This window comes from Sulfuriferula sp. (genome assembly GCF_054605375.1).
Genome location: NZ_JBTSEG010000005.1, coordinates 1 through 13269, shown reverse-complemented (window position 1 = coordinate 13269; position 13269 = coordinate 1). Strand labels below are relative to the sequence as shown.

Annotated in this window: 12 protein-coding genes; 9 read left to right on the top strand and 3 right to left on the bottom strand. The window is 55.8% G+C overall.

Annotated elements, in window-relative coordinates; translation table 11 throughout:
- Positions 1 to 96: 96 nt before the first annotated feature.
- From ACYCZJ_RS04695 to ACYCZJ_RS04685, 3 genes are all read right to left on the bottom strand, one after another.
- The gene (locus tag ACYCZJ_RS04695) at positions 97 to 2526 is read right to left on the bottom strand and encodes a thioredoxin domain-containing protein (RefSeq protein WP_461553064.1); all 2430 of its coding nucleotides are present in this window, start codon (positions 2524 to 2526) and stop codon (positions 97 to 99) included.
- A 99-nt stretch (positions 2527 to 2625) separates the two neighbouring features.
- Positions 2626 to 3051: an alternative ribosome rescue aminoacyl-tRNA hydrolase ArfB gene (gene arfB, locus ACYCZJ_RS04690; protein WP_461553063.1), complete on the bottom strand. Its 426-nt coding sequence runs from the start codon at positions 3049 to 3051 to the stop codon at positions 2626 to 2628.
- Positions 3048 to 4271, bottom strand: a complete 1224-nt coding sequence (locus ACYCZJ_RS04685; protein WP_461553062.1) for an FGGY-family carbohydrate kinase — start codon at positions 4269 to 4271, stop codon at positions 3048 to 3050. The genes arfB and ACYCZJ_RS04685 overlap by 4 nt, the downstream gene beginning before the upstream one ends.
- Positions 4272 to 4337: 66 nt before the next feature.
- Here ACYCZJ_RS04685 and smc point away from each other — a divergent pair, with 66 nt between their 5' ends.
- The 9 genes from smc to ACYCZJ_RS04640 all read left to right on the top strand — a co-directional run.
- Entirely contained in the window at positions 4338 to 7844 is a 3507-nt protein-coding gene (smc, locus tag ACYCZJ_RS04680) for a chromosome segregation protein SMC (protein ID WP_461553061.1), read from the top strand.
- Positions 7845 to 7868: 24 nt separating this feature from the next.
- Entirely contained in the window at positions 7869 to 8066 is a 198-nt protein-coding gene (locus ACYCZJ_RS04675) for a hypothetical protein (protein WP_461553060.1), read from the top strand.
- A 297-nt stretch (positions 8067 to 8363) separates the two neighbouring features.
- Positions 8364 to 8654: a phosphopantetheine-binding protein gene (locus ACYCZJ_RS04670; protein WP_461553059.1), complete on the top strand. Its 291-nt coding sequence runs from the start codon at positions 8364 to 8366 to the stop codon at positions 8652 to 8654.
- Positions 8655 to 9293: a COG4648 family protein gene (locus ACYCZJ_RS04665; RefSeq protein ID WP_461553058.1), complete on the top strand. Its 639-nt coding sequence runs from the start codon at positions 8655 to 8657 to the stop codon at positions 9291 to 9293.
- A gap of 25 nt (positions 9294 to 9318) precedes the next feature.
- Positions 9319 to 10659 carry an AMP-binding protein gene (locus ACYCZJ_RS04660; protein ID WP_461553057.1) on the top strand — a complete coding sequence of 447 codons (1341 nt, stop codon included), beginning with the start codon at positions 9319 to 9321 and terminating at the stop codon, positions 10657 to 10659.
- A complete protein-coding gene (locus ACYCZJ_RS04655) occupies positions 10656 to 10961 on the top strand; it encodes a 3-hydroxyacyl-ACP dehydratase FabZ family protein (RefSeq protein ID WP_461553056.1) in 306 nt (101 codons plus the stop codon). The genes ACYCZJ_RS04660 and ACYCZJ_RS04655 overlap by 4 nt, the downstream gene beginning before the upstream one ends.
- A 56-nt stretch (positions 10962 to 11017) precedes the next feature.
- A complete protein-coding gene (locus ACYCZJ_RS04650; RefSeq protein WP_461553055.1) occupies positions 11018 to 11899 on the top strand; it encodes an LpxL/LpxP family acyltransferase in 882 nt (293 codons plus the stop codon).
- Positions 11896 to 12504 carry a LolA-related protein gene (locus ACYCZJ_RS04645; protein ID WP_461553054.1) on the top strand — a complete coding sequence of 203 codons (609 nt, stop codon included), beginning with the start codon at positions 11896 to 11898 and terminating at the stop codon, positions 12502 to 12504. Before ACYCZJ_RS04650 ends, ACYCZJ_RS04645 begins: the two co-directional genes overlap by 4 nt.
- On the top strand, positions 12501 to 13269 hold a 769-nt coding region (locus tag ACYCZJ_RS04640), incomplete at its 3' end, for an MMPL family transporter (protein WP_461553053.1). The genes ACYCZJ_RS04645 and ACYCZJ_RS04640, both read left to right, overlap by 4 nt.

The window sequence follows — 13269 nt, the reverse complement described above, 5'->3', positions numbered from 1 at the left end:
AATCAGCTATGTGTCAGTACGGTTGACATGCGCAAGAATTATACACTTCCTCGATCATCAGGCCAGCAGCATGAAACCTCCTAACTTGCATTCGGATTACTGTCTCTGAACTGGCACTGTCACGGTTGCCGGAGCCAGGCAAACCTGGTCATTGCAAGCCTGTATCCGCAGAGTTGCGTTGATGGGTAAACGAATCTGTTTTTTCGTTACGCGTCCGCGCAGGGTGATGTGCCCCTCGTACACCGCGATGCCTTGCGGCGCGAACGGTGCCTTGAACATTTTTGCAGCCGGATAATCCATTTTCAGATCAGGATAGCCCGGCAGCGAGAATTGCGTGGGGATCAGATTCGGATCGGATGCGGGGTTGGCATTGATGTGATAGCCCGCCTCGATATCAATGCTCACCATCAAATCGGCACCGGCTTTCGTGGGCACCAGACTTGCCTTGGCGCGTACATGATCAGCGGAATCCGGGAAACCCGGTGTCGCCGCTTTGGCCGTACCCGATGAGGCTGCTTTTTGCAGTGCAGCAATCAGTTGCGGTTGATTGAGCGGTGCCAACAAAGCGCCCCAGATGAAAGGATCGGCAGCGATCTGTGCCGACATTGAGGTGAGCCCGCCGTGCGCGGCACTTGCATAACGCCCATCACCCGTGGCAACGGATAATTCGAGTAACAGAACGATGGAAGAAGACTGTCCGGACGGCAACACTGGATCGCCCTCTGCAGGCGGAGCGAGCAACAGGTCGTGCTGTTCCTGTGTTTCCAGAAAACGGCCATCCGGGCGTGCAAAACGTTGCAGCATGGCATCGGCAATCAGACGCGAGCGCGCCAGCCATGCTGCATCCCCGGTTTGTCTGTGCAAGGTCAAAAAAGCCTGTCCAAGCAAGGCATAGTCATCCAGAAAACCGCTACCTGCTGCACGGCCCGCAAAAAATTGATGCTTGAGATCGCCCGTCTTTGCATCGAAGGCATGTTGCCACAGCCAGCTGGCATTACGCAGCGCCACCCTCGTCAGCGCGGGATGGCGCAGCCAGTGACCCGCCTGGGTAAAACCAATGATCGCCAGCGCATTGGTGGCGGTAACGATTTTTTCGTCGCGCGCCGGTTGCGGGCGTTTCTGGCGCGCGGCCAGCAACTTGTCACGCAGTGGCCGCAATGTTTCGATGGCGGCCGCCAGCTGGTTTTTCTGTTCCAGTTTCTGAGCCTTGTCGCGTTGCAGGCGCAACACATCTCCCTCGGGCTGCTTGTGCCCTGCAGGTGCCGGTGGCATGGGCACTAATTGATATAGCGACAGAAAACGCTGCGTATCTGCCGCTCCCAGCAAGGCTTCGATCTGCTGGCGTGTCCATACATAACTGGCCCCCTCGTTCTCATCCACTTCGGCATCCTGTGCGCTATAGAATCCACCGCTCTGCGCCTGCATCTCGGTCGTCATGTAGTGCGCAGTACGCAGCGCAACCTGACGGAAAAGCGGTTTTTTTGTGATCGCATAGGCTTGCGCATACAGACCCAGAAGCTGCGCGTTGTCGTAAAGCATTTTCTCGAAATGCGGAATGGACCAGCTCGGCTCGATACTATAACGATGGAAACCACCGCCCAGCTGATCCATGACGCCGCCTTCCGCCATTGCCTCCAGCGTTTGTATGGCCATATCTTGTGCCTTTGCATGGCGATCGGAGGTACTCAGCAGCATCGACAACAGCGGCGACTGCGGAAATTTGCTGGCACCGCTGCCAAAACCTGCGTCGAACACATCGAAACCGTTGGCAGCTTCGGCAACTGCTTTATCCAGCCATTGCGGCGGCGCCAGTGCAACCGAGCCGGTCGTGCCCTGGCCACGTTCAGCTTGCTGCAAGGCCAGATATACCTGATCTGCGAGCGCCACGACTTCCGCGTGATTATCCGTCCAGGCATGGTGCATGCTTTTCAGTACAGTTGGGAACCCGGGCAGATTGCCCTGATTTTCAGGAGGAAAATAGCTGCCGGCATAAAATGGCTTGAGATCCGGCGTGAGAAATACATTATTGGGCCAGCCGCCGCCGCTGGTCATGATCTGCGTGGCCAACATATAGATGCGGTCGATATCCGGTCGTTGTTCGCGATCGACTTTGATATTGATGAACCATTGGTTCATCAGTTTGGCGATCTCCGGATTGGAATAAATCTCCCGTTCGGCTACATGGCACCAGTAACAGGTGGAATAACCGATGGAGACGAAGATGGGTTTGTTCTCATGCTTGGCTGCTTCCAGCGCCTCCGCACCCCATGGATACCAGTCCACCGGATTATGCGCATGCAACAGCAGGTAGGGATCATGGCTATTGATCAGGCGATTGGTATAAGTCTTGCCATCAAACTTTACTGCCGGGGTAGGGGAGGCTGTCGTAGCTGCATTTGCGCCTGCTACCCAGCTGCCTGCCACCATCAGCACCATTGCCAGCGTAAGGCCGGACAGTATCCGGCCAGGGTGCTTCCATATTGATGGGCTATTCAACTGAATCGCATTCTGTATAGTCGGTTTCATTTTTGTCTTCTTCCGATACCGGGCCATTAGCGCTAGTCGGACAGCGTGAATCAAGCTTACAAAAATTGTGCAGCGGTTTGATGTTAACAGCGCCGGCGCTCATCCTTCCGTTTGACCAACCGGCCTGCGCTGTTTTTTGGTATCGCCACGTTTCTGCTTGCTATCCAGACGGCGTCGCTGCGAGGCTCGTGTCGGTTTGGTTGCGCGGCGCAGTTCAGGTACTTCCGTGGCGCTGCGGATAAGTTCGACCAAACGCACCCGCGCATCATCACGATTGCGGCCTTGGGTCCGGAAACGCTGCGCTTCGATGGTCAGTACACCATCCTGGCTGATACGTCGACCGGCCAGCACGATCAGTCGGGCACGTACTTCTTCAGACAGGGAAGGCGAATGGGCGACATCAAAACGCAATTGCACGGCTGAGGAAACCTTGTTGACGTTTTGCCCGCCAGGTCCGGAAGCGCGGATAAATTGTTCCTGAATTTCGCTGTCAGGGATGGCGAGTGTGCGGGTGATGCGGATCATGGCAATAATTCTACGCCTGCCTGGGCCAGTCTGGCGGCACCAAATGCGGCTGCACCCTGTTGAGCTGTCTCAATGGGCACACCCAGCAGATTTTCACGGATGTGGCGCCAAGCTTCATTTTTGCTGCCGCCGCCCGCGCTGATCACGCGCTGCAAAGGCGTTGCGCCCAATTCAGCCAGTCTCGCATAACCCTGGGCCTCGATACGCGCTATGCCTTCCAGCATGCCGTGGAGGAATAACGCGTCATTGGGTGGACGTGGCGTTAAACGGGGCAGCAGCGCAGGGTCAGCGACAGGGAAGCGCTCGCCGGGACGGGGCAAAGGGTAGTAGTCGAGACCACTGATCTGTTCAAAGCGAATTTGCATGCTGAGCGCGACCAAATCCTCGTCGTTAAAAAATTGCCGCAATACCCCGCCGCCGCTATTGGAGGCACCACCTGCCAGCCATAAATTACCAAAGCGATGACTGTATACCCCATATTCCGCTGATTCGACTCGCGTGGTCGAGAGCAGCTTCAGCACCAGTGTGGTGCCCAGCGAAGTCACCGCGTGCCCAGGCTGGTCAACGCCGGTGGCAATGAAAGCGGCAATGCTGTCGGTGGTGCCCGCCCGCACGATACAGGCAGGGTTGAGGTTGAAATGGCGGGCCGTGTGGCGGTTAATGCGTCCCAGTTTGGTGCCGGGAGTAACTACCTGGGGCAGCAATTGCGCAATGGGCAGCGCCTGTATCCAAGCTGGCCAATTCAGCTGTTGCGGATCAAAACCGGTTTTAAGCGCATTGTGATAATCACTCACGCCGCCAGCCCCAGTCAGCAGGGCTGCCAGCCAGTCGGCCTGATGGAAAAAATAGCGTGCGTGCGCAGTACCCGGTTGCGCCATCAACCAGACGCCTTTGGCAAGGCTACCCGGCAACACCACGCCATCAGCGTTTGTACCAGCGCGCATATCGTTATAAAGCAATGGCGGTGTTATCGGCTCCAGTTCGTCATTTGTCAGCAATACAGTGCCGGAGGTGCCGTCCACGGAAATTGCTGCCAGGGCTGCACGTTGCGCAGGGGGTATTTTTGCCAGCAGATCGAATAAAGCGGTGCGCCAATCCGCTGTATCCTGTTGTTGTGGAACAACATAATCAATGTTGGCCTCAAACATCTCTTGTCCGGCAGCGTTGATGACACAAGCGCGCGCACCCGATGTGCCAAAATCCAGTCCGAGGTAGAACATCAAATGGGCCCGTTTCAGGTAAAATTACAAAATTATAAGAACCATTCTCGCACCACTTCGTAAAAATTGCGTTTAACTGCCATCAAACTCGCCGGGTTCAAATCCTTCGTTGACCCTACTCATATCCCCATTGTCGGCCAAATGGTCGGTGTGGTGGGGCCGAACGGTTGTGGCAAATCCAATGTGATAGATGCCGTACGCTGGGTGCTGGGCGAATCGCAGGCCAAGCAATTGCGCGGCGTATCCATGCAGGATGTGATTTTTAACGGCTCCAGCACGCGCAAGCCGGTGTCGCGGGCTTCCGTGGAACTGGTGTTTGACAACAGTCTGGGGCGTGCCGCCGGTCAGTGGACGCAGTATGCCGAGATCTCCGTCAAACGCGTGCTTAACCGTGATGGCGATTCAAGCTATTACGTCAACAATCAGCACGTACGACGCCGCGACCTGACGGATATTTTTCTGGGTACCGGTCTCGGCACCAAAACTTCCTACGCCATTATCGAGCAGGGCATGATCTCGCGCATTATCGAGGCCAAACCGGATGAATTGCGCGGTTTTCTGGAAGAGGCGGCCGGTATCTCCAAATACAAGGAGCGCCGCCGTGAAACCGAATCCCGCTTGAAAGACACGCGCGACAATCTGTTACGGGTTGATGATATTCGCCGCGAATTGACAGAGCAGGTCGTACGACTGCAGGCGCAGGCGCTGGTTGCACAGCAGTACCACACGCTGCAAAACGACCTGAAGCATGCGCAACAGATGTTATGGCTGGTCAAAAAACGGGATGCTGAAGCCGCCCGTGAACGATTTTCGCGCCAGATCGACGACACCAGCAATCAAATTGAAGCGCAAACCGCCCAATTTCGCCAAACCGAACTGCAAATCGAGGAAACCCGCACGGCGCACTATGCAGCTACCGATGCGCTGAATGCAGCTCAAGGCGATTTTTACGCTGCATCTGCGGAAGTCTCACGACTGGAACAAAACCTGCGCCATCTTGCCGACACGCGCGCGCGCCTGGCGGCTCAAATCCATCAGCTCACCGAACAACGCGACAGCCTGGAAAAGCAGTATGCAGACATGGCAGCCAGTCTGGCGCAATGGCAGCAACGCTTGCAGGATACGAATGCCGCATTGGCGGATGCCGAGATCGCCTTTGCCGAAACCAGCGATAGCTTGCCCGAGATGGAAAGCCTGCTTGCGGATACCCAAACACGCGTCGCAGATTTACAACGCGAACTCACGCTAAGCGAGCAATCGCATCAAATTGATGAAACGCATCATCAACATAGCGTGAAAACATTGCAGCAACTGGAAACGCGCCATACACGCCTGACCCATGAGCAACGCGGCCTGCCTGAACCCGACCGGGCGGCGCTGAATGTGGCCGAGGCCGAACTCGAAACCATTACCACGACGCTCGAAAATCTGCGCGAACAGACTGACAGGGCCCAGCAGCAACTCCCGGCACTGGAAGCGCAGCGCCAGCATCTGCGCACTCAACTGGAAGAGATCACGCGTCGCCAGCACCAGTCAGAAGGCCAACTCGCCGGCCTCAACCAGATTCAGGCACATCTGGATGCCGATACCAAACTCGATGGCTGGCTCAATCAACACGCACTCAGCTCACTACCGCGCCTATGGCAACACATCGAAGTGGAGAGTGGCTGGGAAACTGCATTGGAGGCTGTTCTACGGGAACGCATCAATGCGCTGGCTGAATCCGGCTCGAATATATCCAGCGCCATCAATGACATCCCTCCCAGCCGGGTGAGTTTTTATGATCCACATGCCATGCAAGCTGCAGCTACCCATCGTCGTCTGCCGTCGCTGCTGGATAAAGTACGCTGGAAAACAGGGCAGGGCGGGGCGCTGGCGGACTGGATTGGCGAAGTTTACGTAGCCGATAACGCGGCAGACGCCTTGACATTGCGCGAGCAATTGCCTGCCAATGCCTGCCTGGTGTGTCCGGAAGGTCACATATTTACGCGCCATACAGTGAGCTTTCATGCCGAGCAATCTGCCGTGCAGGGCGTGCTCGCACGCCAGAAAGAAATCGAACGGCTCACCCTAGCAACCGAAGAATCAGCATTACAAAAAGAGACGCTGGCAGAGCAATTGGCCCAAAGCGAAGACGCGTTGCACCATGCACAACAAAGTCTCGGTGTATTGCGTAACCAGCTCAACCAGACTCAGCAGCGTCAGCATCAGTTACAGATGGATACCATGCGTGTGCAGCAGGCGCTGGAGCGCGTCACCCAGCGTAGCGCACAAATTACCGCCGAACTGGGCGAAGTCGAAGCGCAGATGGAACAGGAGCGCACTGAACAGCAGGCAGCCAGCGAACGGCTGCACGAGCACCGCACCCAGGCTGGCTTTGTACGCGAGCATCTGGATGATGCGCGACGCGCGCGCAGTGATGCGGAAAACCTGCTCAACCAGAAACGCGAAGCGCAGCGTTCAAGCGAGCGCAAGTTACAAGAAATTCGCTTCACGCTCCAGTCATGTGACAGCAAAATCAATGATTTGAACAATGCAATGAAAGTGAGCTCTGAGAATAAAGAGCGATTGAATACACAACTCGCGCAACTTGACAGTGAACAGGCTTATATCGACGAATCAGACCAGCAGGCAGCACTGCAGCAAGCGATTTCCGAACGACAGACGCAAGAACATGCACTCGCTGCACGTCGTAATGAACTGGAAAGTGCCAATGCCCAATTACGCGCACTGGAAGAAGCTCGCATGCACCTCGAACAAAAATTAACACCCTTGCGCAACCGCATGGAAGAATTGCGTTTAAATGAGCAGGAGTCGCGATTGCTGGAAGCTCAGTGTATAGAACAACTGGAGGCTTTGCAGGCTGACGAAGCCGCATTGCTTGCCAGCATGGAAAAAGGAGCCAGAGTCAGCGGCCTGAATGCCGAAATCACCCGGCTCACCAGCGCAATAGAAGACCTGGGCGGCGTCAATCTCGCGGCTCTGGACGAATTACAGCACGCGCAGGAGCGTAGGACCTATCTTGCTGCCCAAGGCGATGACTTGAATCAGGCCATTGCAACCCTGGAGTCAGCAATCCAGAAAATCGACGGCGAAACGCGCGAACTGCTCAAAACCACATTCGATACCGTCAATCAATCCATGTCCGAATTATTTACCACACTATTCGGCGGTGGCCAGGCGCAATTGATCTTGACCGGCGATGAACTGCTGGATGCGGGCGTGCAGGTGTTTGCCCAGCCACCCGGCAAGAAAAACAGCTCGATTCACCTTTTGTCGGGCGGCGAAAAAGCCCTGACTGCGCTGTCGCTGGTATTCGCCCTGTTCAAGCTCACCCCGGCGCCATTCTGCCTGCTGGACGAAGTGGATGCGCCGCTGGACGACAGCAATACAGAGCGTTACGCCCGCCTGGTCAAACAGATGTCTGAGCACGTGCAGTTCCTGTTCATCACGCATAACCGTATCACCATGGAAGCCGCGCACCAGTTGATCGGCGTCACCATGCAGGAATCCGGTGTTTCACGCACTGTGACCGTGGATCTGGAACAGGCTGCCAATCTGGCCGCCGCCTGACCACCATCAATATGGAACTGACGCATGACCTATGAAGAGTACCTGGACGAAGTTACCACGCTGATTACTGAATTGTACGGCCTGAGTGATGATGCGGCGATCAAGCTGGTCATGCAGGCACAAGCGGATGATTTTTTCATCCAGCACGATGAAGTCCCGGCGCTACGCAACCAGGATCAAGCTCAGCGTGATGCCGCATCCATTTTCAACCACAAGGCGTGACAATTAGCTGTACAAGGTGCGGTAACGCACAGATCACGCCGACTTAAAAAGATAAGCTTGCCAAAAGTTTCGCAAACGAATTTTAATATGCTGGAATAAGCCTTGGCAGTATTGCCGAGCGCAGGCAAACAGAGGAAAAATCCGATCTGTTTGCCATTCTAGACTTCGCATAATGTATATTATGTTAAATCATGTAATTTATTGAAGCGATGCGGTTCCAGCGAGTAAAATGCGCCTTCGATAAACACCTGTCTGCTCTACTGCTTCCGACACTTAAACATTACGATTCTTAATACTATGCAAGATAATCATAAACCACCTGTATCCAGTACCGCCGAGTTGCAACATGAAGTTGCTGAACTGATGATTGAATGTTTAAACCTTGAAGTTACTGCAGATCAAATCTCCGCTGATGCCCCCTTGTACGGTGAGGGCTTGGGCCTGGACTCCATTGACGTGCTGGAAGTCGCGCTGATGGTATCCAAGCGTTATGGTCTCCAACTGCGTGCTGACAGTGCCGACAATCAGCATATTTTCAGCTCGCTGCGCAGTCTTGCAGACTATATCGCAACGCAGAGAACCCGCTAAATGATGTTCCGCGTCCTGCGCTGGCTGGGCATTGCTGCGCTGGTGATCGGCTATCCGGTATTGGCTCATTACACCAATGAATCCGCAAGCAACCCTAATTTGGGTGCATTGGTAGCCATTGCTCCGATAGTCTTGATCGCACTGATCCTGGCCTGGCGCTCATCTCGGCGTATCGTGATGCTGGGCGTGCTGGTGCTGGCGTGTGCGGCATTGTGGTTTGGCTGGTCGACGCTGGAGCACCATTTTGGCCTGGTTTACTGGCTACAATATATGGCTATGCAGCTCATCCTGTTCATGACTTTTGCCCGCACTTTGGTCGCCGGACGTCAACCGCTGTGTACCCGATTTGCAGAAGCCGTGCATGCGCCCTTGACCCCACAGCACGAAAATTATGCACGCCAGGTGACCGTAGCCTGGACCCTGTTTTTTGCCGCGATGGCGTTGATTTCGACTTTGCTGTTTTTTCTGGCACCGCTGGCTGTATGGTCGGTTTTTTCCAATTTTCTGACCCTCCCCCTGGTTGCGTTGATGTTTATTGCCGAATACTGGGTACGCAGGTGGGTATTACCCGATACCCAGAATATGCGCATCCTTGATGCGGTGCGTGCATTCCGGAATCACGCGGCGCGCCCACGCTAGCTTGCCGTAGCCCGTAGCCTTGATCATGTCACAATTTCCGCTGGTATCTCACGTCTCCCCTGACAGCATCGTCGCCTGGCGCACCGAGGGTGCCGTCACATTGCGGCAGTTTCTTGCCGAAGTCAGTCAGCTTGCCGCCCGGTTTCCCGCAGGGAGGTATCTGCTCAATATGTGCAGCGACCGTTACCGCTTCAGCGTGGGTCTGGCGGCCGCTATTGTGACCGGAAAAGTCAGTCTGTTGCCGTCAACCCACACACCGGAAACCGTGCGCCAGATCAAGGTTTTTGCCCCGGATGTGTTTTGTTTGACGGATAGCGACGTGTGCACGGTCGACCTGCCGTTACTGCGCTATCCGGCCATGAGCGCGAGTCAGGCTGAAGCATTTGCCATTCCGCAAATTGACGCCAGCCAGCGCATTGCGGTGGTATTCACTTCAGGCTCCACCGGTACGCCGCAACCGCATCCCAAAACCTGGGGTGCGCTGGTCAGCAGCGTGCAGGCCGAGGCAGCACGACTGAGGCTGCACAATATCCCTCACACACTGATTGGCACCGTACCACCGCAACACATGTATGGATTTGAATCCACGGTACTGATGGCATGGCATAGCGGCAACGCACTCAGCCATGCGCAGCCATTCTATCCGGCCGACATTTGCCAGACGCTGGCGGCGGTACCCACGCCGCGCGTGCTGGTCTCTTCGCCCGTGCATCTGCGCGCCACGCTGGATGCGGGGCTGGTATTGCCGGAGCTGGCATTGGTGGTATCCGCCACTGCCCCGCTGTCTGCCCAGCTTGCGCAGGACGTCGAGGCGCGTTGCCATGCGCCGCTCATGGAAATCTATGGCAGCACCGAAACCGGCCTGATTGCCACCCGCCGCCCTACCCAAAGCGAGGAATGGCGCTTGCTTCCCGGGATAAAATTGATTGCGGATGGCGCCAGCGTGCGCGCTTGCGGGGGTCACATCGAGACCATGATTGCCATGGGCGACATGCTGGAACCGGTCTCGGACGAGCATTTTTTACTGCATGGGCGCCTGGCCGATCTGGTCAATATCGCCGGCAAACGCCATTCGCTGGCCAGTCTCAATCACCTGCTCAATTCCATTCCCGGTGTCGTGGACGGCGCTTTTTACATGCCGGATGAATCCGGCCATGGCCACATTACGCGGCTGGCGGCTTTCGTGGTGGCGCCGGGGCTGGAGGCGCCCTGTCTGCTGGCAGCGTTACGCGAACATATCGACCCGGTTTTCCTGCCGCGGCCATTATTGTTTGTCGAGGAATTGCCGCGCAACTGCACGGGAAAACTGCCGCGCGCAGCATTGCAGGCCCTGTTTCAGGCACATGCCGCACAAAAATCCACATGAATAACGCCATTCACTGGACCGTCCCGCTCGATCATCCCGCCTTTGCCGGCCATTTTCCAGGTACGCCCATCCTGCCCGGCGTGGTGCTGCTGGACACAGCGCTGCACGCCATTGCTGAGGCGAGTGGAATCGAATTAAATGATTGCGAGATCAGCTCGGTCAAATTTCTAAGCCCGGCAAATCCGGGCGATGAACTGGTGATCCAGCACATCATTTCAGCCAGCGGCGTAATCCGTTTCGAAATCGCCGCCGGTACGCGCAAAATAGCCAGCGGAAGTATTGTGGCAAAATCGTCTGCATGACAGCACCATCAACCTCCAACCAAACTATTTGGGCACGCACACCGGAGCGCAGCAACATGTTCATGCTGCGGATCATGACGTGGATTTCATTGCGTCTGGGGCGGCGTATTGCACGCGGGGTATTGCACCTGATCGCCAGCTATTTTGTGCTGTTTTCCCCCGGCAGCCGACGTGCTTCCAGGAATTACCTCCAGCGCGCACTCGACCGCCCGGTCCGCTGGACGGATATGTACCGGCATTTTTTTACTTTTGCCGCCACCATCCATGACCGTGTCTATCTGGTCAACCGTCGCTTCGACCTGTTCGATTTTGAGGTGCATGGCGAAGACACGCTGCGTCACCTGATCGCCGACGGCAATGGCGTGTTCCTGATGGGGGCGCACCTGGGCAGCTTTGAAGTGATCCGTGCACTCGGCCGGAAAGACACGGATTTGCGCGTCGCCATGGTCATGCACGAAGATAACGCCCAAAAAATCAATGCCATGCTGGCGGCTATCAATCCTGAAGCGGTACAGGATATCATCGGCCTGGGGCACATCGATTCCATGCTCCAGGTGCGCGAGCGTCTGGATGAAGGCTGTGTCGTCGGCATGCTCGCCGACCGCACTCCAGGCAATGACACCCTGTATCCGGTGAATATTCTCGGCGCCAGCGCAAACTTGCCCATCGGGCCATTTCGCATGGCGGCGTTGCTGCAACGACCGGTGGTCTTCATGACAGGTCTGTACCTGGGCGGCAACCGTTATGCCATCCATTTCGATGCGCTGGCGGATTTTTCGGACGTTCCCCGAGATCAACGGGACGCTGCCCTACAGACGGCCATCAGTCGTTACGCAGCACTGCTCGATCAATATTGCCGCAAGACACCCTATAACTGGTTTAACTTTTTCGATTTCTGGCAGACCGCACCCACAACCATGCCTCCAAAGTCATCATGATTACAACACCGCCCTCCTCTCTTTCACTGACTGCCTCCATTCGCCTGCTCGTTGCACTGGCCATGATGTTATTGCCTGCGATAAGTCACGCCGCCAACTGGGATATCGACCAACTGATGCAGGGGTTGGCGCAAATTCGCACCGGCCAGGCCAGTTTTGTCGAAAAGAAAACCATCGCCATGCTCGACCGGCCGGTGGAATCGTCCGGCGAACTGTTTTACAGGGCGCCTGACCATCTGGAAAAACGCACCCTCAAACCCAAACCAGAATCCATGATTGTGGATGGCGGCAAGCTCGTCATCGAACGCGGGCAAAAGAAATATCGCCTGCAACTGGAGGATTACCCGGAGTTGGCTGCTTTTATCGACAGCATACGCGGCACGCTGGCGGGTGACCGCAAGGCGCTGGAGCGTAATTATCGACTCAGCCTCGATGGCACTGCCGAACACTGGACGCTGCAACTTGTACCGATCGATGAAAAAATGCAGGCAGTGGTAAAACGCATCCAGATCGCCGGGGTGCGGGACGCAGTGCGCAGCATGGAAATCAATCAGGCAGATGGAGACAGCTCGAAAATGCTCATCGAAAAGTTGGTCACTCCGTGAAGCATGCCCGGGTAATCATTGCGCTGTGGCTGGTTTTTATTCTTGTTTGCGGCATTATTATAAGCCGCACCCAGTTCACCACCGATCTATCCGCATTCTTACCGCGTAGCCCTACCCCTGAACAACAATTACTGCTGGAACAGATACGCGACGGCCTGGCCTCACGCCTGATTCTGGTGGGTATCGAAGGTGCTGATGCCACCACACGCGCCAAACTTTCCAAACAAATTGCCCAGAAGTTGCGTACTAATCCCGCCTTTGCGAGCGTCAACAACGGCGAGCCGGTCAGTGCCGAACGCGATCGTGCATTTCTGTTCAATCATCGTTATCTGCTTAGCCCGGCAGTAACGCCCGCGCGCTTCACCGTAGCCGGCCTGCATGCTGCCTTGAGCGACAGCATCGATCTGCTTGCCTCGCCCGCCGGGTTGCTGGTGAAATCCTTATTACCACGCGATCCGACCGGCGAAATGGTGCAATTACTCGACCAATTGAATGGTGGCTCGCATCCGCAATTGATCAACGGTGCCTGGGCGTCTCGCGACGGAAATCGTGCCTTATTATTAATGCAGACTCGTGCTTCCGGTTCCGATACCGATGCCCAGCAGCGCGACATGGCCGCCATTCAGCATGCTTTTGATAGCGCACCGAGCGCAACGCCTGCCGCCAAACTGGTGATGACCGGTCCCGGTGTGTTTTCAGTTACCTCGCGCGATACCATTAAAAGTCAGGTCACCCGGCTGTCCATCATCAGCGTCGTGCTCATTG